General features: G+C 72.3%; 18 protein-coding genes. 8 read left to right on the forward strand and 10 right to left on the reverse strand.

The annotated features are described in order from the left end of the window. Nucleotides 1–52: 52 nt before the first annotated feature. Nucleotides 53–1,060: a zinc-binding alcohol dehydrogenase family protein gene (locus tag ACGFZS_RS19645; RefSeq protein ID WP_393796572.1), complete on the reverse strand. Its 1,008-nt coding sequence runs from the start codon at nucleotides 1,058–1,060 to the stop codon at nucleotides 53–55. A gap of 148 nt (nucleotides 1,061–1,208) precedes the next feature. On the opposite strand from ACGFZS_RS19645, the gene ACGFZS_RS19650 reads away from it, so the two are divergent. Continuing rightward, nucleotides 1,209–2,003, forward strand: a complete 795-nt coding sequence (locus ACGFZS_RS19650; protein ID WP_393796167.1) for a VOC family protein — start codon at nucleotides 1,209–1,211, stop codon at nucleotides 2,001–2,003. A 47-nt stretch (nucleotides 2,004–2,050) separates the two neighbouring features. Beyond that, nucleotides 2,051–2,743 carry a ribonuclease H gene (locus ACGFZS_RS19655; protein ID WP_393666639.1) on the forward strand — a complete coding sequence of 231 codons (693 nt, stop codon included), beginning with the start codon at nucleotides 2,051–2,053 and terminating at the stop codon, nucleotides 2,741–2,743. A gap of 9 nt (nucleotides 2,744–2,752) precedes the next feature. Here the strand turns inward: ACGFZS_RS19655 and ACGFZS_RS19660 are convergent, their stop codons facing one another. Then, complete coding sequence (locus tag ACGFZS_RS19660; protein ID WP_393796168.1) at nucleotides 2,753–3,574, reverse strand: tyrosinase family protein; 822 nt, start codon at nucleotides 3,572–3,574, stop codon at nucleotides 2,753–2,755. Nucleotides 3,575–3,609: 35 nt separating this feature from the next. After that, a complete protein-coding gene (locus ACGFZS_RS19665; RefSeq protein ID WP_393796169.1) occupies nucleotides 3,610–3,996 on the reverse strand; it encodes a tyrosinase cofactor in 387 nt (128 codons plus the stop codon). 343 nt (nucleotides 3,997–4,339) lie between these two features. Between ACGFZS_RS19665 and ACGFZS_RS19670 the strand changes: the two genes are divergently transcribed. The 3 genes from ACGFZS_RS19670 to ACGFZS_RS19680 all read left to right on the forward strand — a co-directional run bounded on the left by ACGFZS_RS19670 (nucleotide 4,340) and on the right by ACGFZS_RS19680 (nucleotide 7,711). Then, nucleotides 4,340–5,530, forward strand: coding sequence for an FAD-dependent monooxygenase (locus ACGFZS_RS19670; RefSeq protein WP_393796573.1), 1,191 nt, complete (start codon nucleotides 4,340–4,342; stop codon nucleotides 5,528–5,530). 97 nt (nucleotides 5,531–5,627) lie between these two features. Continuing rightward, the gene (locus ACGFZS_RS19675; RefSeq protein WP_393796170.1) at nucleotides 5,628–7,127 is read left to right on the forward strand and encodes an MFS transporter; all 1,500 of its coding nucleotides are present in this window, start codon (nucleotides 5,628–5,630) and stop codon (nucleotides 7,125–7,127) included. After that, nucleotides 7,124–7,711, forward strand: coding sequence for a TetR family transcriptional regulator (locus ACGFZS_RS19680; protein WP_393666647.1), 588 nt, complete (start codon nucleotides 7,124–7,126; stop codon nucleotides 7,709–7,711). The genes ACGFZS_RS19675 and ACGFZS_RS19680 overlap by 4 nt, the downstream gene beginning before the upstream one ends. Here ACGFZS_RS19680 and ACGFZS_RS19685 read toward each other — a convergent pair. Next, a complete protein-coding gene (locus ACGFZS_RS19685) occupies nucleotides 7,708–8,604 on the reverse strand; it encodes a LysR family transcriptional regulator (protein ID WP_393796171.1) in 897 nt (298 codons plus the stop codon). The two genes, ACGFZS_RS19680 and ACGFZS_RS19685, sit on opposite strands and share 4 nt — an antisense overlap. Nucleotides 8,605–8,737: 133 nt before the next feature. Between ACGFZS_RS19685 and ACGFZS_RS19690 the strand changes: the two genes are divergently transcribed. Further along, complete coding sequence (locus ACGFZS_RS19690; RefSeq protein WP_393796172.1) at nucleotides 8,738–9,625, forward strand: SDR family oxidoreductase; 888 nt, start codon at nucleotides 8,738–8,740, stop codon at nucleotides 9,623–9,625. 50 nt (nucleotides 9,626–9,675) lie between these two features. Here ACGFZS_RS19690 and ACGFZS_RS19695 read toward each other — a convergent pair whose 3' ends face one another. Continuing rightward, entirely contained in the window at nucleotides 9,676–11,382 is a 1,707-nt protein-coding gene (locus ACGFZS_RS19695; protein ID WP_393796173.1) for a cholesterol oxidase substrate-binding domain-containing protein, read from the reverse strand. Between the two features lie 138 nt (nucleotides 11,383–11,520). Here ACGFZS_RS19695 and ACGFZS_RS19700 point away from each other — a divergent pair, with 138 nt between their 5' ends. Both ACGFZS_RS19700 and ACGFZS_RS19705 read left to right on the forward strand, forming a co-directional pair. After that, nucleotides 11,521–12,504: an aldo/keto reductase gene (locus ACGFZS_RS19700; protein ID WP_393796174.1), complete on the forward strand. Its 984-nt coding sequence runs from the start codon at nucleotides 11,521–11,523 to the stop codon at nucleotides 12,502–12,504. 83 nt (nucleotides 12,505–12,587) lie between these two features. Further along, nucleotides 12,588–13,073, forward strand: a complete 486-nt coding sequence (locus ACGFZS_RS19705) for a DUF6328 family protein (RefSeq protein WP_393796175.1) — start codon at nucleotides 12,588–12,590, stop codon at nucleotides 13,071–13,073. Here the strand turns inward: ACGFZS_RS19705 and ACGFZS_RS19710 are convergent. From ACGFZS_RS19710 to ACGFZS_RS19730, 5 genes are all read right to left on the reverse strand, one after another. Then, complete coding sequence (locus ACGFZS_RS19710) at nucleotides 13,058–13,726, reverse strand: DUF2238 domain-containing protein (RefSeq protein ID WP_393796176.1); 669 nt, start codon at nucleotides 13,724–13,726, stop codon at nucleotides 13,058–13,060. The genes ACGFZS_RS19705 and ACGFZS_RS19710 overlap by 16 nt on opposite strands. A gap of 68 nt (nucleotides 13,727–13,794) precedes the next feature. Beyond that, on the reverse strand, nucleotides 13,795–14,220 hold the full coding sequence (locus ACGFZS_RS19715) for an SsgA family sporulation/cell division regulator (RefSeq protein ID WP_393543577.1): 426 nt from the start codon (nucleotides 14,218–14,220) through the stop codon (nucleotides 13,795–13,797). A 62-nt stretch (nucleotides 14,221–14,282) separates the two neighbouring features. Further along, complete coding sequence (locus tag ACGFZS_RS19720; RefSeq protein ID WP_393796177.1) at nucleotides 14,283–15,329, reverse strand: hypothetical protein; 1,047 nt, start codon at nucleotides 15,327–15,329, stop codon at nucleotides 14,283–14,285. Nucleotides 15,330–15,487: 158 nt separating this feature from the next. Next, complete coding sequence (locus ACGFZS_RS19725; RefSeq protein ID WP_393796178.1) at nucleotides 15,488–17,110, reverse strand: serine/threonine-protein kinase; 1,623 nt, start codon at nucleotides 17,108–17,110, stop codon at nucleotides 15,488–15,490. Between the two features lie 198 nt (nucleotides 17,111–17,308). Next, nucleotides 17,309–18,268 (reverse strand): threonine/serine dehydratase, encoded by a 960-nt coding sequence (locus ACGFZS_RS19730; protein WP_393796179.1) that lies wholly within the window; start codon nucleotides 18,266–18,268, stop codon nucleotides 17,309–17,311. Nucleotides 18,269–18,469 lie beyond the last annotated feature (201 nt).

Raw genomic sequence — 18,469 nt, forward strand, 5'->3', positions numbered from 1 at the left:
AGATCGCGCGCCGGTGGCTCGCTCTCGTGCCCGGGCGGGCGCGGGGTTGGACTCAGGAAAGGTCGTTCACCAGCACTGCGGCCCCGTCGAAGCGGCCCTCCTTGAGGTCCCGCAGGGCCTTCGGGGCCTCCGAGAGCGGGTAGGCGTGGGTGGTCGCACGGAGGTCGTACCGCTCGGCGAGCGCCAGGAACTCCCACCCGTCGGCACGGGTGTTCGAGGTGACACTCCGCAGCTCACGTTCGTAAAACAGTTCGCGTTCGTAATTCAATGGGGGGACATCGCTGAGGTGGATGCCCGCCACCGCCAGCACCCCGCCCCGGTCGAGGGCGCGCAGCGCGACCGGGACCAGATCCCCGACCGGCGCGAACAGGATCGCGCTGTCCAGCGGCTCGGGCGGCACCTCGTAGGCGTCCCGCGCCGAGTCCGCGCCCAGTTCCAGGGCGAGCCGCCGGGCCTCGGCACCCCGGGTCAGCACATGGACCCGCGCGCCCTCCGCGAGCGCCACCTGCGCGCACAGATGGGCGCTGCCCCCGAAGCCGTAGAGCCCGAGCCGCCCGCCCGGCGGGAGCGAGGCCCGGCGCAGCGCGCGGTACCCGATGATCCCGGCGCAGAGCAGCGGGGCGAGCGCCGGGTCGTCGAGGCCGCCGGGCAGGCGATAGGCGAAGCCGGCCGGGACCGTCGTGTACTCGGCGTATCCGCCGTCGGCGTCCCAGCCGGTGTACTCGGAGTGCGGGCACAGGTTCTCGGCGTCCCGCAGGCAGTACCCGCACGTCCCGTCGGTGCGCCGCAGCCAGGCCACCCCGACCCGGTCGCCGACCGCGAAGCCGGTGACCGCCCCGCCCGCGCCCGCGACCTCGCCCACCACCTCGTGCCCCGGGGTCACCCCGGCCCGGTGTACGGGCAGATCACCCTCCGTGACATGCAGGTCGGTGCGGCACACCCCGCAGGCCCGCACCCGGACCAGCAGCTCGTCCGCCCCGGGCACCGGCACCGGACGCTCGACGAGGCGGAGCAGATCCGCCTCGACCATCCCGGGCCGCACCACCGACCACGCCCGCATCGTGTCCGCCATCTCGCGCCCCGTCCGCCGAAGGCCGCCGGTCCCCTCCCCAGTGTCCGCCGGAGTCCGGCGTTCGGCGCGCGGGCGGACCGCCCGGTGGCTAGCGTGAGGAAGCGGGAGAATCCGCTCGATCGGAAGGGCCGCGGCCATGGCGGTACAACCTGAAGGAACGCCCTGTTGGGCCGACGCGATGTTCAGCGACCTGGAGGGGGCCAAGAGCTTCTACGGCGAGGTCCTCGGCTGGACGTTCGGCGAGTCGACGTCGGAGTACGGCAACTACACCCAGGCCTACGCGGACGGCAAGGCCGTCGCCGCCGTCGTCCCGCCCATGCCCGGCCAGGAGGGGCAGTCGCAGTGGTGCCTCTACTTCGCCTCGCCCGACGCGGCGGCGACCGCCGCGAAAATCCGGGAGAACGGCGGCGAGGTGCTGATGGAGCCGATGCAGGTCGGCGAGTTCGGCACCATGTGCCTGGCCCGGGAGCCCAGCGGCGCGGTGTTCGGCATCTGGCAGGGCGGTGTCCACGAGGGCTTCGAGGCCACGGCCGTGCCCGGCGCCTACTGCTGGGCGGAGGTGTTCACCCGTGAGCCGGAGAAGGCCGACCCCTTCTTCAGCGCCGTCTTCCCCTACACGGCCAAGCAGATCGAGGACGACAACGTCGACTTCCGGATGTTCGACCTCGGCGAGCAGACCGTCCTCGGCCGGATGCGGATGACCGACGACTTCCCGCCCGAGGTGCCCTCGTACATCAACGTCTACTTCACCGTCGCCGACTGCGACGAGGCCGTCGCCAAGGCGACCAAGCTCGGCGCGATCCTCCGCTTCGGTCCGATGAGCAGCCCCTTCGGCCGGTTCGCGGCGCTCAGCGACCCGCAGGGCGCCAACTTCTCGGTGATCGACATCACGACCACCGAGGGTGAGATGCCGCAGGTCAAGGACGTCTGACCAGGGCGGACGCGGGGCCACGGCCGGGCGGGGCGCCCGGCCGTGGCATGATCGGGGCCATGCGTGAACGAGTGGTGGCCGCGTGCGACGGGGCTTCTAAGGGAAACCCCGGACCGGCCGGCTGGGCCTGGGTGGTGTCCGACGACGCGGCGACCGCGGCCCGCTGGGAGGCCGGGCCGCTCGGCAAGGCCACCAACAACGTGGCCGAACTGACCGCCCTGGAGCGGCTGCTGGCGGCCACCGACCCGGACGTGCCCCTCGAGGTGCGGATGGACTCGCAGTACGCGATGAAGGCGGTCACCACCTGGCTGCCCGGCTGGAAGCGCAACGGCTGGAAGACCTCCGCGGGCAAGCCGGTCGCCAACCAGGACCTCGTGGTCCGGATCGACGCGCTCCTCGACGGCCGCACGGTCGACTTCCGCTACGTCCCCGCCCACCAGGTTGACGGCGACCCGCTGAACGACTTCGCCGACCGGGCGGCCAGCCAGGCGGCGACGGCCCAGGAGGCCGCGAGCAGCGCCCTCGGCTCCCCGGAACCGCCGTCCTCCCCGACGCCCGCGGCCTCGGCCCCGCGCCGCAAGGCGGCACCCCGCAAGACGGCGAACGGCTCCTCCTCCCGCACCCTCAAGGCGAAGTTCCCCGGCCGCTGCCTGTGCGGCCGTTCCTACGCGGCGGGCGAGACCATCGCCAAGAACGCGCAGGGCTGGGGCCACCCGGAGTGCCGTACGGCCGAGGCCTGACCGGACGGCTCAGACGTCGAACGTGTAGAACCGCGTGTGGTCGAGCAGATCCGCCGGCCGCACGTCGTTCCACGGCTTCATCGTCTCGTCCAGGTCCACCACGTCCGAGGTGCCGCCGCCCGGCACGTACCCCGCCTGCGGATGCCGGCGCTGCCACTCGGCCCAGAGCTTGTCGACGAAGGCGTGGTGCAGCCAGAACACCGGGTCGTTGGGGGAGACCCCGGTGGCCATCTGCCCGCCGACCCAGACATGGACCCGGTTGTGCAGATTGACCCCGCGCCAGCCCTCCAGATGGTTCCGGAAGCCGTCCGAGGCGCTGTTCCAGGGGGCCATGTCATAGGTCGCCATGTTCAGCACCGAGTCGACCTCGGCCCGGGTGGGCAGCTCGCGCACGCTCGTCCCGAGCGACCGGCGCAGGTAAGTGCGGCCGTCCACACGGACGTTGACCGGCCAGTTCCCGCCGGACGCGGCGAACGGCCCGTCCGTCACCCGGCCGTCCGAGCTGCGCCCGGTGCCGCCCAGGAAGTCCGGGCCCCACAGCGCGGCGCGGACGGTCCGGTCGGTGCTCCAGTCCCAGTAGGGGAGCGCGACGGAGGGGTCCACCGCCTGCAGCGCCTGCTCGAAGTCGAGCAGGAATCTGCGGTGCCAGGGCAGGAACGACGGTGAACGGTGGCCCGTGCGCTCCGAGTCGTCGGTGTCGGACATGATGAAGGCGTTGTGCGTGCGCACGAAGTCGTCGTACCGGCCGTCGCGCTTCAGCTCGATGACGGCGGCGACGAACCGCCGCTTCTCGTCGGCGGTCAGACTGGCCTGGTTCTTGCGTACGGTCATGTGCTTCGAAACTCCGGAAGTCCTTGCGGGGGCGGTCAGTTGGCGGGGAACGGCAGCAGCGCGGCGCCCTGCAGCTCGTCGACCGCGGCACGGGCGGCGGCGCGCGGGGTGGCGACCGGGTCGTAGTGGCTGACCACGCTGATCCAGCTGCCGTCGGCGTTCCGCATCACGTGCAGCTCGACCCCGTCGACGAACACCGCGTAGCCGGCGCCGTGTCCGTGGTGGTGTCCGCCCATGTCGCCCATGCCGGCCGGGCGGCCCTGTATCCGTCGGCCCCGGTAGACCTCGTCGAAGGGTTCGAGGGATCCCTCGTGCGAGTGACCGGCCGCCGAGGCGCCGGGCGCGACGAGGGTCTGGGCGCCGACCGCGGCGGCGAGGACGGCCGCCCCGGTGAGTGCGCGACGGCGGGTGAGTTCGGGCATACGGGTGCTCCTGTGGTGGGTGCGGGTGATGACCCCGTATGCCTATCCGCCGGTTCCGGAGCGGGAGAAATCGCCCGGATCGGGTTGGCTACGATCAGGACAATTGACTACATGTCATACAAGATTGAACGAAGATGATCTTGCTGCGACAGGGGGCTCGCCGCTACCGGAACGGGTAATTCCTTGCTCTGGCGAGGGGGTTTCCGTCGATCTTTCGCAGCGGTCCGCCGTCCGGGTGGCGTGGCTCACGGCGTCAATCTGGCGCGATTCGAAAACCCGGCCGGACTCACCCGCGCTGCTACCCTGCGGTGCCAATTGACCACGTTCAGTGAAATCCAGGGGTGTGTGCGTGAAGGTCGTCTGTGTCGGAGGCGGGCCCGCCGGCCTGTATCTCGCGATCCTGCTCAAGCGGCAAAACCCGTCCCACGACATCACCGTCCACGAACGCGGCCCCGAGGGCTCGACCTACGGCTGGGGCGTCACCTACTGGCGCGCCCTGCTCGACCGGCTGCACGCGCTCGACCCCGAGTCGGCGCGCGCGATCGAGGAGAGCTCGGTGCGCTGGCACCAGGGCGTCGCCCACGTCCGCGACCTGATCACCCGGCAGCCCGGCGACCCGGGCCACGGCATCGGCCGCCACCGGCTCCTGGAGATCCTCGCCGACCGCGCCCGGTCCCTGGGTGTGCGCCTGGAGTTCGAGGACGAGATCACGCCCGACCACCTCCCCGAGGCCGACCTCGTCGTCGCCGCCGACGGCATCCACAGCGCCCTGCGCACCCGGCACGCCGACGACTTCGGCACCGAGACCACCGAGGGCCGCAACCACTACCTGTGGCTCGGCACCACCAAGGTCTTCGACTCCTTCACCTTCGCCTTCGTCGAGACCGAGCACGGCTGGGTCTGGTGCTACGGCTACCCGTACGACGCCGAGCACAGCACCTGCGTCATCGAGTGCGCCCCGGACACCCTGGCCGGCCTCGGGCTCGACGCCATGGACGGGGCCGGCCAACTGGCCCTGCTGGAGAAGCTGTTCGCCGGCATCCTCGACGGCCACGCGCTGATCGGCGGTGCCACGGCGGCCTGGCCCGCCTTCCGCACCCTCACCAACCGCAGCTGGCACCACGGCAACCTCGTCCTGCTCGGCGACGCCGCCCACACCACCCACTACTCCATCGGCGCCGGCACCACCCTCGCCCTGGAGGACGCGATGTGCCTCGCCGACACCCTGCGCGAGCACGGCGCCGTGCCCCAGGCGCTCGCCGCCTACGAACGGCGGCGCAAGGCCGAACTGGTCTCCGCCCAGAGCGCCGCCCGCCTCAGCGCCCAGTGGTACGAGCAGCTGCCCCGCTACATCGACCTGCCCCCGCACCGCATGTTCGCCCTGCTCGGCCAGCGGCACTCGCCCCTGCTGCCGTATGTGCCGCCGCAGCTCTACTACGGCATCGACAAGGCGGCCGGGCGGCTTGAGGTGCTGCGCCGGTTCAAGCGGTGGCTCGGGCCGCGGGCGGCGCGGGCCCTGCACGCCCGGTCGTAGCGGCCGCCCGGCGGCATACCGGGTAGGTGAAAGGTAATTCACCCGGTAGGGTGAATTCATATTCACCTACTTTTCCGTGCCGTCCGCAGGAGCGCCGATGGAGCAGCCCGTCCCGATAGCCGCCCCCTCGGGCTCGCCCGCCGCACCGCGCCCGCTGCGGCAACGGCTGACCATCCCGGTCCTGGCCTTCGGCGGCATCCTGATGGCCGTCATGCAGACGGTGGTCGTCCCCCTGCTGCCCGACCTGCCCCGGCTCACCCACTCCTCGGCCGGCACCGTCTCCTGGACCGTCACCGCGACCCTCCTCGCCGGGGCCGTCCTCACCCCGGTGCTCGGCCGGGCCGGTGACATGTACGGCAAGCGCCGGGTGCTCACCGGAGCCCTCGCGCTGATGACCGTCGGCTCCGTGATGTGCGCGCTCTCCTCGGACATCACCGTCCTCATCGTCGCCCGCGCGCTCCAGGGCGCGGCCGCCTCCGTCGTCCCCCTCTCCATCAGCATCCTGCGCGACGAACTGCCGCCGGAGCGCCGGGGGTCGGCGGTGGCGCTGATGAGCTCCACCGTCGGCATCGGGGCCGCACTGGGCCTGCCGCTGGCCGCGCTGGTCGTGCAGTACTACGACTGGCACACCATGTTCTGGCTGACCAGCCTCCTGGGCGCGCTCGGCGTGGCGGGCGTCTGGTGGGCGGTCCGGGAGTCGCCCGTACGCGAGTCCGGCCGGTTCGACGTGCTCGGCGCGCTCGGGCTGGCCGCCGGGCTGACCTGTCTGCTGCTCGGCGTCTCCCAGGGCGGCCAGTGGGGCTGGTCCAGCCCGAGCGTCCTCGGACTCTTCGCCGCCGCGGTCCTCGTCCTGGTCCTGTGGTGGTGGCAGCAGCTGCGCACCGAGCAGCCGCTGGTCGACCTGCACCTCGTCACCCGGCCCCGGGTCGGGCTCTCCCATGTCGCCGCCCTGCTCACCGGGTTCGCCTTCTACGCCAACTCCCTGGTGACCGCCCAGCTGGTGCAGGCGCCGAAGGCCACCGGGTACGGCCTGGGCCTGTCCATCGTCGCCACCGGCCTGTGCCTGCTCCCCGGCGGCGTCACCATGCTGCTGTTCTCGCCGGTCTCCGCCCGGATCTCGGCCTCCCGCGGCCCGCGCATCACCCTCGCCCTCGGCGCCGCCGTCATCGCCTGCGGCTACGTCGTACGCATCGCCGACAGCCGCGACCTCTGGATGATCATCCTGGGCGCCACCGTCGTCGCCACCGGCACCACGCTCGCCTACTCCGCGCTGCCCACGCTGATCCTGCGGGCCGTCCCGGCGAGCCAGACCGCCTCCGCCAACGGCGTCAACGTCCTCATGCGCACCATCGGCCAGGCCACCTCCAGCGCCGCCGTCGCCGCCGTGCTCACCCACCACACGAGCCTCGTCGGCGGCGCCGCGATCCCCACCCTGCACGGCTATCTGCTCGCGTTCGCGATGGCCTGCGTCATCGCGCTCGCGGCCGGCGCCGCCGCCCTGTCCATCCCGGGCGACAAGGACCGGGCCACCGACGACGCCCCCCGTGCCAAGGACCGCGCCGAGGGCGTGCGCGACGACGCGCTGGAGGGAGCATGAGTGCCGTGAGCACCCCACCGGACCTCCCCGCCGCGCCCGCCCGCCGGGACGCGGAGGCCACCAGGACGGCCATCCTCAAGGCCGCCCGCCATCTCCTCGCCCGGCACGCGCACGCCGACATCACCCTCAAGGACGTCGCCGAGCGCGCCGGGGTCAGCCCGCCCCTGATCCTCAAGTACTTCGGCAACAAGGACGGCCTGTTCGCCCGGGTGATGTCCTTCGACGCCGACGCGGCCGCCCTGCTCGACGCCCCCCTGGACCGCCTCGGCCCGCACATGGTCCGGTACGTCCTGGAGGGCCAGCGCGACCGCGGCGCCGACCCGCTGCTGCGGATCGTCTTCGCACCCCTGCACGGCGACCTCGGGGACGTGCTGCGCGCCAACTTCCGCGCCCACGTGGTCGACGTCCTCGCCGCCCGGCTCACCGGCCCGGACCCCGGCCTGCGCGCCGAACTCGCCGTCGCCCAGCTGATCGGCCTGGGCGTGATGTACGGCATCGCCCGCGGCCCTCGGCTGCGCGACTCGGCGGTCACCGACATCGCCGACCGCTACGGCCCGGCCGTCCAGGCCCAGTTGACGCCCTAGCCGGGCTCCGGCGCGGTCAGGAGCGCCTCGACGGACCGGCGGAGGGCGGCCAGCAGGCGGCTGTTGTCACCGGCCCGGGTCGCCAGCACCACATGGCTCGGCTCGACGCCGTGCAGCGGGACGGCGGTGAGGTCGGGGCGCAGGGAGATGCCGGGCACCCGGGGCACGATCGCCACCGCCTGCCCGGCGGCCACGTGTTCGAACTTGTCCTCCACCGCGTCGATCAGCGGACCGCCGGGCGCCGGGCTGCCGTCCGGCCGGGGATCGACACGCCAGAACGCGTTCCAGAGCGGATCCCGGCCCCGGGGCAACGGCTCGTCGGCGAAGTCGTCGAGCGTGACCGACTCCTTCCCGGCGAGCCGGTGGTCCAGCGGTACGACCAGGACGCGGGGCTCGTCGTAGAGGACCGTCACCCGCAGCCCGTCGGTGCGCAGCGGCAGCCGCGTCACCACCGCGTCCACCCGTCCCGCCAGCAGGGCCTCGCGCGGCTCGCCCCAGTCGAGGTGCAGGGTCCGCACCTCGGCTTCGGGGAAGCGGCGGCGCAGATCGCGCACGGCCGGGGTGACGAAGATCCCGTTGATGTACCCGACGGTGATCCGGCTGGGCTCCGCGGCGGCCCGGGTGACGGCCGCGGCCTCGCCCGCGGCCCGCAGCAGCCCCTTGGCCCGCGGCAGGAACACCTCACCGGCCTCGGTGAGCCGCGCGCCCTGCGGGGTGCGGTCGAACAGCCGCGCCCCCAGCACCCGCTCCAGACGCTGGATCTGCCGGCTCAGCGACGGCTGCGTGATGTGCAGGGCACCGGCGGCCCGCCCGAAGTGCCGCTGCTCGGCGACGACGGTGAAGTACCGGACGATCCGCAGATCGAGGTCGGGGGCGGGAGCCGCATCAGCCATGTCTTCAGCATATGCACAATGACCTGCACTCATGCCTCAGAGGCATTGCGTAGTACGAAACAGGCTTTGGACGCGCGACACCCGCCGCCCGAACGATGGGGACACCACCCCATCCCTCGAAGGAGCACCCCTCATGCGGGTATTCGTTACCGGCGGCAGCGGCTTCATCGGCTCGGCCGTCGTCCCCGGACTCCTCGGCGCCGGTCACCGGGTCCTCGCCCTCGCCCGCTCCGACAAGTCCGCCGAAGCCCTGACGGCGGCGGGCGCCGAGGTGCACCGCGGCAGCCTCGACGACCCCGAGGACCTGGCCCGCGCGGCGGCCGGTACCGACGGCGTGATCCACCTCGCCTTCGACCACGACTCCTTCCCCGACATGACCGGGCCCGTGGCGACCGACCTCCGCGTGATCGAGGCGGTCGGCACCGCCCTCGCCGGCTCGGACCGGCCCTTCGTCGTCACCTCGGGCACCCTCATGCTCGCCCCGAACGGCGGGGTCGCGGCCGAGCAGGACACCCCGGCACCGGCCGTCCACCGCAGCGCCGCGGACCTCGCCGCGCTCGCCCTGGCCGCACGCGGCGTCCGCAGCTCCGTGGTCCGCCTCGCCCCCACCGTCCACGGCCGCGGCGACCAGGGCTTCGTCCCCCGCCTGATCGACGTCGCCCGCCGGACCGGCGTCGCCGCCTACATCGGCGACGGCACCAACCGCTGGCCCGCCGTACACCGCCTCGACGCCGCCCACCTGTTCCGCCTGGCCCTCGAATCGGCCCCCGCCGGCACCGCCCTGCACGCCGCCGCCGACCAGGAAGTCCCCTTCAAGGACATAGCGACGGCGATCGGCCGAGGCCTCGACGTACCGCTGAAGAGCATCCCGGCCGAAGAGGCCCAGACCCACTTCGGCTGGCTCGGCATAGTGGCGTCGGCCGACAACCCGACGTCGAGCGAACGCACCCGCAAGCTCCTGGGCTGGGAACCGGAACACCCCGGCCTGATCGCGGACTTGGAAGAAGGCCACTACTTCTAGTCGCCGGCTCCGCCGCGTGGACGCGACCAGCCCCCACCCACCCGCGGACTTCAACGTCGCACAAGCACCCCATCCAGAAATCCATTGCCGAACACCCCATGCGGATCAAGCCGATCCAGCACCCCCACCGCCGCATCCCACACCGCACCCCCGAACGAATCCGGAATCCTCACCCCGAGCACCTCCTCGTCGCTCCACACACCCGACTCCGTATAGGCCCACCCCTTGGACCACTCCACCCGAGTCCCCTCGAACCTCTCGAACAGAAACGTCTCCAACTCCCGCATGAACGCCTCCGCGTACGGCGTCCCCGGCAGCGTCAGCACGTCCAGCCAGACCGCCGTGTCGGCCCCGTCGCGCGGCCGTACCGCAGACAGCGACGGCACCTGCGCCCCGGCCACCCCCACATCCTCCGGCTCGTCCAGCCCCGTCACCCGGATCTCCACCGACCCGTTCACCGGGAACCGCCCCGACGCCGCGTACGTGGTGAGCCGTTCCCGGTAGAACGAGGTGAACTCGTGCACCACCCGCTGCACTTCGCCCCGCTCCGTCAGCACCGCGTACCCGTTCGCGTTGATCCGCAGTGTGGTCGGCCTGATGTACAGCAGCGTGTTCTTCGAAGGCCCCCAGATGTCCGAGGACAGCGTCGTCACCAACCCGAGCGCCGCGACGTCCAGTTGCGCGTTCCCCAGCACCGGCGCGAGGTACCACGCCGCGTCGGACACCATCCGCCCCGCCAGGTCGGCGACCACGGTCGGGACGTTGTCGGAGAAGGGGTAGTTGTACGGCGAGGTGACGTGCCGCGAGGTGAGCGGCCTGGCCGGCGCGACGCTCCACTCCTTCAGCCACGGGTACTCGGTGAACGCGAACCAGATCGCCTCGACCCGCCCGGACCGCGTCAGGAAGCCGTCGAGGGTCCGCCCGCCGGAACCCGGCGCCGCGAACAGTTCACCGGCCGGGATGTCGGTCCGGCTCACGCACCGCAGGCTGCTGTTCGCCCCCACCCGCAGCACGACCTCGGTCACCAGCGCCCGGCCCAGATGCGTGAGCAGCGCCGCACAGTCCGCCTCGCCCCGGCCGAAGGTCCGCAGGACGTACGCACCCGTGTCCTCGTCCCACACCACCGCGGTCAGCGACACCACCAGATTGCTCAACGAGCCGTAGGTGTGCCCGGGCAGCGGGTCCTCGCCGTCGGCCGGTACGGCGGTCCCGTGCGCGTCGACGGCCAGGGCGCCGCCGAGCGTCAGATCGCCGGGCGCCGGCGCGGCGGTGAGCCCGAGACCGTGGCCCTCCAGGAAGGTGAGCAGGGCCTCCAGGGTGACCCCGGTCCCGGCCCGCACCAGCGAACCGGACTCCAGGGAGAGACCCGTGAGATGAGCCGTGGTGTCCACGAGCAGGACCTGGTCGTCGGCCGCCGTCCCCTCCGTGATCGTCAGCGGCGACCAGCCGTGCGAGGCGCCCCGCGCACGCACCCGACGACTGTTCCGCCAGGCCCAGTCGACGACCGCCAGCACCTGGCCGGCGTCGGCCGGGGCACAGGCCCACAGCCCGTCCGCGGTGATCTCTCCCACCCAGTTGCGGTACGCCGAGCGGTACAGCGCGACCCCCGCCGGGAAGTCCGGCAGTTCGGCTGCGGCCTCGGCCGGATCGGCCGCCAGCAGCACCGGTACGGCGGCCAGCACGGCGGCGGACCGCAGGAAGGCCCGACGGCTCCAGCCGTCGCCCCAGGACGTGTTGTTCGCTGAAGTGTCAGTCACGCCGTCACGCTAGATCCGGGTTGACGCACTCCTGATTTCTGTCGAAGGCAATCACCCGTGTGAGTGAACGATTCACAGGTGGGGGCGGTCGCTCGGGCCCGTGACAGCGTTGTCGGTGGCGGATGACAGACTGGCGCCATGGACGAACGCGTAATCGGCAGGTCGGGACAGCGGGCATCGGTCGTCGGCCTGGGCACATGGCAGCTCGGCGCCGACTGGGGCGAGGTGGACGAGAAGGACGCTCTCGCCGTGCTGGAGGCGGCGGCCGAGTCGGGGGTGACCTTCTTCGACACCGCCGACGTGTACGGCGACGGGCGCAGCGAGCAGACCATCGCCGGCTTCCTGCGCGGCCGGCCGGACCTGCACGTGCTGGTGGCCACCAAGATGGGCCGCCGGGTCGACCAGATCCCGGAGAACTACGTCCTCGACAACTTCCGCGCGTGGAACGACCGGTCGCGCCGCAACCTCGGCGTGGACCGCCTCGACCTGGTGCAGCTGCACTGCCCGCCGACCCCGGTCTACTCCTCCGGCGAGGTGTACGACGCCCTCGACACGATGGTCGAGGAGGAGCGCATCGCCGCCTACGGCGTCAGCGTGGAGACCTGCGCGGAGGCGCTCACCGCGATCGCCCGTCCGGGCGTGGCCAGCGTGCAGATCATCCTCAACCCGTTCCGCATGAAGCCGCTGTACGAGGTGCTCCCGGCGGCCCGCGAGGCCGGCGTCGGCATCATCGCCCGGGTGCCGCTCGCCTCCGGTCTGCTGTCCGGCAAGTACACCAAGGACACCGTCTTCGCCGCCGACGACCACCGCACCTACAACCGGCACGGCGAGGCCTTCGACCAGGGCGAGACCTTCTCCGGAGTGGACTACGCGACGGGCGTCGAGGCCGCCGCCGAGTTCGCCGCCCTCGCCCCCGAGGGGTACACGCCGGCCCAGCTCGCCCTGCGCTGGATCATCGAGCAGCCCGGGGTGACCACGGTGATCCCCGGCGCCCGCAACCAGGAGCAGGCCCGGGCCAACGCGGCCGCCGCCAAGCTCCCCGAGCTGCCCGCCGAGACCGTCACCGCCATCCGTGAGCTGTACCTCGGCCGGATCAAGGACCAGGTCGAGAACCGCTGGTAGAACCGGGTACGGGCCGGGAGCGGACAGGCGCCGCCCCCGGCCCGCGCCGTTTGGGAGACCGGCCCGGCGGTTACCCGCATGTCATGACCGACCAGGACCGGCGCACCGGGCGCGACGAGACGGAGGAGGAGCGCGCCGACCGGATGTGGGGCGAACTCATCCAGGAGGTGCGCGTCGCCCAGACCGGGGTGCAGATCCTCTTCGGCTTCCTGCTGACCGTGGTGTTCCAGCAGAAGTACGCCGAGCTGTCCGACGTGGACAAGACGATCTACGTCGTCACGGTCGTCCTCGGGGCCTCGGCCACCGGCGCCCTCATCGGCCCGGTGTCCCTGCACCGGCTGGTCGCCGGACGGAAGGTCAAGCCGCAGGCGGTACGGCTGGCCTCCGGGCTGACCCAGGTAGGCCTCTTCCTGCTGCTGGCCACCATGACCTCGTCCCTGGTGCTGATCCTCCGGGTGGCCACCGGCGGCAGCGCGGTGACCTGGGTGGTGGTGGCCGTCGTCGGCTGGTACCTGGTGTGCTGGTACGGCCTGCCGTTCTGGTCCAGGCGCCGTCACAGCACCCGCTGAGCCGCCTCCAGCGCCCGCAGCTGCCGGTCGTGCACCCTGCTGAGCACCAGGACCGACACCGTCGCGCCGATCAGCGCGCAGCACATGTCCCACTGGGTGTCCCAGACATCGCCCTGCGTGGCCAGGAACGCGTCCGCGCCGTGCCCGCCGATCTCCGCCGCCAGCCACTCCAGCAGCTCGAAGAAGGCACTGAACGCGAGACAGGCGCACACGGTGAGCGGGGCCAGCCAGCGGCTGCCGCGCAGCGGCGAGGTACGGCTGAGCAGCTCCCGGACCAGGATCGCCGGCACGAACCCCTGCATGAGGTGGCCGAGACGGTCGTACGGATTGCGGTCCAGGCCGAAGGTGTCCCGGACCCAGTCGCCCAACGGCACCTCGGCGTAGGTGTAGTGGCCGCCGACGGCCAGCACCAGCGCGTGCGCGGTCAGCAGTCCGGCCAGCAGGCCCGTCAGCGGGAAGCGCCGCCAGGTCAGCACCACCAGCGGCAGCCCCACCAGCACCCACACCGTCTCCAGGAACCAGGTCGTACGGTCCCGTGCGCCCCATGCCGAGAGCGCCATGCCGGCCACCACCACCCCGGCGAGCAGGACGGGCGGAACACGGCGGGGCACCCGGTGCGGAACGGGGCGCGGGGCGGGGTGCACTGCGGTCATGGCGGACTCCTTGTCGTGGAGCCCTCATCGTGGCCGCGCCCCGGGGGCACGGACATGAGTACGGCTACTCAGCCGGTCGCGAGGATCGCCGCGAGTACGTCGTCCACCTGGACCTCCTCGCGCCCGGGCGCCACGACCATGTAGGTGTCGCTCAGGAACGCGGCCAGCGCGGGCGCCCAGGCGAACACCACCGCGTGGTGCCGGGTGCCGCCGGGCAGCGGATCGCCGAGGAAGTCCATGCGCACTTCCCGCCAGCGGCCCTGCCGCACCGGACGCAGCCGCACGTCCCCGACCCCGACCGGCTCTCTCAGCCCGTCGTTCAGCATCTCGCGGTCCAGCCGCCACCGGGCGAGCACCCGGCCGTCCAGGGTGAACACCGCGGTGACGGCGAACGGGTCACCGGCGTCGTACGACAGATGGGCGAGGACCGGGCAGCGGCCCGTCCCGTCCGCCCGGAGCTGTACGACCAGGGTCCTGTGCACGATGGGGTTCACCGAGAGGCCTCCGAGAACGATCGGCTGGGTGCCCTCTAGTACCCCTCTCACGGGAAAAACGCTCAATCCTGAGCGGAATTGCCCTCCGAGTCCCGCGAACGCAGCGCGGCCAGGCAGGAACCGATGGCCTGCTGGAGTTCCTCCAGCTGCTGGACCATGTCGTCCTCGTAGAAGTCCTGGGCGTCGTCGAAGGTCAGCTCCTCGAACGCCTTGGTCGCCTTCTGGAGGCTGTTGTAGAACTTCGTCCGCTTCTCCTGGACCCGCAGGTCGGGGTCGGCCTCGACCGCCTCGACGACCAGGTTCTTCAGGGTGTCGTAGGCCTCGGACGCCCACTCGCCGGTGTCCTCGTCCTCGTCCAGCTCGTCCAGGAGCGAGAGATGGCGCTCGGCCTCCTGGCGGAGTTCCACGGGGGCGTCGACGGTCTGTCCGGCCGGGGTCTTGATCTGGCCGGACTCCGCGATCTGGCGGACATAACCGATCCGGTCCGCCGAGCGGCTCTCGGTGGCCACGGCCTTCTTCAGGTCGGCGGTGCGGACCACGTCCCGGGCCAGTACCGTCTGCAGCTCGGGATCCTCCTTGACGCGGTCCAGGAGAGCCGTGCGGGCGGCGCTGGCGGTGGACGGGTCGGCGAGGATCGCGGCCCGCAGCGCGGTGGGGTTCTCGGCGACCTCAAGGGCCTTGGTGGGCCGGATGCCCTCCGCCTCCGCGGCCTCGGCGATGGCGGTGCCCCGCTCGGAGGTCGCGCTGCTGCGGGCGACGTAGTACGCCAACCACACGTCGGAGTCCGGCAGTTCGGCCTCCTGCCCGGGGGCCAGCGCCTCGAAGTGCGGGACCAGACCGTCGTCGGCGGCCTTGTCCCACGCCTTGTAGTAGCGCATCACCCGCTCCGGGGAGCAGCCCGCCAGCTCCGCGAACTCCCTCGCCGACACCTTCGCCGTCTCGTCCGCACCCTGGCCGCCCGGCCGCACACTGCGCGCCACCATCAGCCCGAACGTCCAGCCTCCGGTGCGCACATAGGCCCCGAACTCCCGCGCGTCCCGCGCCACGAGGTCGGACAGGGGAGCCGGGGACGCACCGGACGTCTCGGACGGGTCGATCGCTAGGGTCACGGAGAACACTCCTGAAGGCTGCGGAACTGCATGCGTACAGACCGGCAGCCTATATCCGCCCATTGACCAGCCTTTGCCACACCACCGAAGACCGCCCGAGCGCGCCGCGTGGCGCCGACCGGAGCATCCGGCGGCGTCGGCCCGGGGAGGGTGGGCGGTCAGGCCTTCGCCGGGCGGAACGTGGTGAGGAAGGTCTTCATCGCCAGCTTGTTCGCGGGCAGGTCCCAGGTGACGGCGGACGTGGTGATGCGCAGGGAGAAGCTGCGACCGCCACCGAGGAGGAAGCCGCGGCCGAAGGTGTGGACGCGATCGGCGCCGGTGCCGGAGAGCCATTCCATGTCGGCTGCCTTGTAGCCCTGGTAGGTGGTGGCGGTGATCTGGCCGACCAGCTGGTAGCCGTCCAGTTGTTCCAGTTGCGGTTCCACGTCGTTCCGCCAGACGGCGACCGGGTCGGGGCCGGCCTGGGTGCTGTAGGTGACCGCCAGGGTGCGCGGGTCCTCGCCGCCCGGGCCGAAGGTGACCCGGTAGGCCAGGTCATCGACCCGGGAGGTCTCGATGCGCTTCCAGCCCGTGGGGAGCGCGACGGAGAAGCCCTCCGGGGCGGTGTAGCGGTGGAAGCCGGCCGGCAGGGCGCCGGCGGTGGCAGTGGCGGAGGCCGAGGGGGACGGGTCGGCGGTGGCGCTGGGGGAGGCCGAGGTCTTCGAGGGGGAGGGGCTCGGTCCGTTGCCGTCGGTGCGGTTGCCCGGCTGGTCGGTCGTGGCGGTGGCGCTCGGCGCCGAGCCCGCCGAGGTGCTGCCGCCGCCCGGCAGTCCCTGGGTCGCGGCCAGTACGGCCACCGACACGGTCACCACCGCCAGCGCGGTGCCGCCGATCATGGTGGTCCTGCTCCATCCCGAGGCCCGGGCGGCCACATAGGCGCCGCGCAGCCGGGGCACGGGGGCCGGCTGCCCGACCGTGTCGGGATCCTCGTCGAGGACTCGTGTCAGCGCCTGGCGGACCACCGGCCGGCTGAGCCGCTCCCGGGAGTTCTTGCGCAGCAGCCCCTGCACGACCTGCGTCAGCGGGCCCGCCCGCAACGGGGTGCGCAGCGGCAGCCGGTCCACCCCCTTCAGGGTGGCGTCGGCCTTGCCCCGGTCCCGGAACGGCGGCCGCCCCTCGACCATCGTGTAGAGGATCGCGCCCAGCGCCCACAGGTCGGCGGCCGGCCCGATGCGCTCGTCACGGGCCTGCTCCGGTGAGGCGTACGACGGCGCGGTGACCCGGGGTGCCAGGGTCGCGCCCGCGAGACCGAACCCGGTGACCACGACCGGACCCTTGTCGCGGACGAAGATCTGGCCGGGGCTGAGCTCGCCGTGGGTGTAGCCGTCGCTGTGCGCGGCCTCCAGCACGTCGAGCACCTCAAGGGCGATCCGGGCGGCCCGTACGTAGTCGAACGAGCCCTGTTGCGCGAGGACTTCGCTGAGCGGTGTGCCGTCGATCAGCTCCGTCACCGTCCACAGCGCGCCCGCCTCCTCGAAGGCGTCGATCACCATCGCCACCCGGCCCGGCCGCAGCGCGCTCATGACCTCGGAGGAGCGCAGCACCCGGGCGGTGGCCCGGCGCACGATGTCGGGGGTGAGGTCGCCGGGAAGCGCGATCTGGGTCACCAGGCGCGGGCGCTCCGCCTGGATGTCCTCCGCGTACCAGCCGATGCGGTTCGGCTCGCGGTCGGCGACCTCGAGGAGCCGATACCTTCCGGCGACCAACTCTTGTGCGGAGACATGCGCCTTGACCATCGTCATCCCTCGCTGAACCCCTGCCTCGTCTTGACCAGAGGTACGGGGGACGCGCCCGGGTTTGTTCAAAGGATCTGCAACTCCGGGAGGGTTCTTGCCTTTTATTCAAACGGCGGCACCAGCGGCGAACTTGGGGAAAACAGTGAATGGCCGGGCTTCGACCTGCGGGTAACCGACGGTAAATGCCCGGCTGCGATGCGGTGGTCAGCCGAGCCCGAAGCGCTCGGTCCACTCGGCGATTTCCCGGTGTGTCACATTGCCCCCGCACACCACGAGCCCGATTTGCACCCCGTCGCCGACCCGCTCCCGCACCTGCCGGGCCGCGGGCAGCAGACAGCCGGCGGCCGGTTCGGTCCACACCTTGGCGTGCTCGGCGAACTCCAGGCTGCCCCGTACGGCCTCCCGGTCCGGGACCACCAGGACCTCCTCCACGAGGGCCGCCCCGTGGTCGTAGGTCAGCCGGGACACGGCCGGCGCGCTGAGCGTCGTCACGATCGAGGACACCGCGACCGGCAGCGGACCGCCCGCCGCGAGCGCCTCGGACATGGCCTGCGCGCCCTCCGTCTCCACGCCCCACACCCGCACGTCCGGGCGCTTCGCGCGCAGGGCCGCCGCGACGCCCGCGATCAGGCCTCCGCCGCCGATGCTGACGATCACGTCGGTGGGGTCGTCCGCGTCCTCGGCGAGTTCCAGGCCCACCGTGCCCTGCCCGGCGATGACGATCGGGTCGTCGAACGGGTGGACCAGGGTGAGGCCCTCGTCGCGCAACACGGTGACCAGCTCGAACGCCGAGCCCATGCCGTCGGTCAGCCGCACCGACGCCCCGGCCGCCTCGACCAGCGCGATCGACCGGGCGGGCGCGGTACGGGGCATGACCACCGTCGCCTTCACCTGGAGGGCCTCGGCCATCACCGCGAGGGCGATGCCGTGGTTGCCGCCGCTGACGGCCACCACGCCCGCCGCCCGCTCGGCCTCGCTCAGCGAGAGCAGCTTCGCCGTGGCGCCGCGCGCCTTGAACGAGCCGGTGCGCTGGAGGAGTTCGAGCTTGGCGGTGACGGGGGCGCCGAGCAGCTCCGACAGACCAGGACTGGGCACGGTGGGCGTGCGGACGACATGCCCGGCGATCTGCTGTGCGGCGGCTTCGATGTCCGAGATGCCGATCAAGGTGGTTCACCCTTCCGACGCGGAGGTGGAGGACCGCGCCCTTCGCACCCTGACCCGGCCGGACGTCCCAGGTCAACCCGGATTCACAGGTCCCGGCGGCTCAGGAGGTCCAGCAGGCCGTGGAGGTCCGTGGTGGTGAGTGGCGGCCTGGTGAGGAGTGTTCCGGCGTGCGGGGTGTGTGGGCGTGTCCCGGTGCGGGTG

The sequence above is a fragment of the Streptomyces sp. NPDC048288 genome (assembly GCF_043201555.1).
Taxonomy (GTDB): domain Bacteria; phylum Actinomycetota; class Actinomycetes; order Streptomycetales; family Streptomycetaceae; genus Streptomyces.

Bases quoted from the DNA above. Each gene is read 5' to 3' on its own strand.
- ACGFZS_RS19645 (WP_393796572.1), bottom strand. From the start codon at position 1,060: ATGCGGGCGTGGTCGGTGGTGCGGCCCGGGATGGTCGAGGCGGATCTG.
- ACGFZS_RS19650 (WP_393796167.1), top strand. From the start codon at position 1,209: ATGGCGGTACAACCTGAAGGAACGCCCTGTTGGGCCGACGCGATGTTC.
- ACGFZS_RS19655 (WP_393666639.1), top strand. From the start codon at position 2,051: ATGATCGGGGCCATGCGTGAACGAGTGGTGGCCGCGTGCGACGGGGCT.
- ACGFZS_RS19660 (WP_393796168.1), bottom strand. From the start codon at position 3,574: ATGACCGTACGCAAGAACCAGGCCAGTCTGACCGCCGACGAGAAGCGG.
- ACGFZS_RS19665 (WP_393796169.1), bottom strand. From the start codon at position 3,996: ATGCCCGAACTCACCCGCCGTCGCGCACTCACCGGGGCGGCCGTCCTC.
- ACGFZS_RS19675 (WP_393796170.1), top strand. From the start codon at position 5,628: ATGGAGCAGCCCGTCCCGATAGCCGCCCCCTCGGGCTCGCCCGCCGCA.
- ACGFZS_RS19680 (WP_393666647.1), top strand. From the start codon at position 7,124: ATGAGTGCCGTGAGCACCCCACCGGACCTCCCCGCCGCGCCCGCCCGC.
- ACGFZS_RS19685 (WP_393796171.1), bottom strand. From the start codon at position 8,604: ATGGCTGATGCGGCTCCCGCCCCCGACCTCGATCTGCGGATCGTCCGG.
- ACGFZS_RS19690 (WP_393796172.1), top strand. From the start codon at position 8,738: ATGCGGGTATTCGTTACCGGCGGCAGCGGCTTCATCGGCTCGGCCGTC.
- ACGFZS_RS19700 (WP_393796174.1), top strand. From the start codon at position 11,521: ATGGACGAACGCGTAATCGGCAGGTCGGGACAGCGGGCATCGGTCGTC.
- ACGFZS_RS19705 (WP_393796175.1), top strand. From the start codon at position 12,588: ATGACCGACCAGGACCGGCGCACCGGGCGCGACGAGACGGAGGAGGAG.
- ACGFZS_RS19710 (WP_393796176.1), bottom strand. From the start codon at position 13,726: ATGACCGCAGTGCACCCCGCCCCGCGCCCCGTTCCGCACCGGGTGCCC.
- ACGFZS_RS19725 (WP_393796178.1), bottom strand. From the start codon at position 17,110: ATGACGATGGTCAAGGCGCATGTCTCCGCACAAGAGTTGGTCGCCGGA.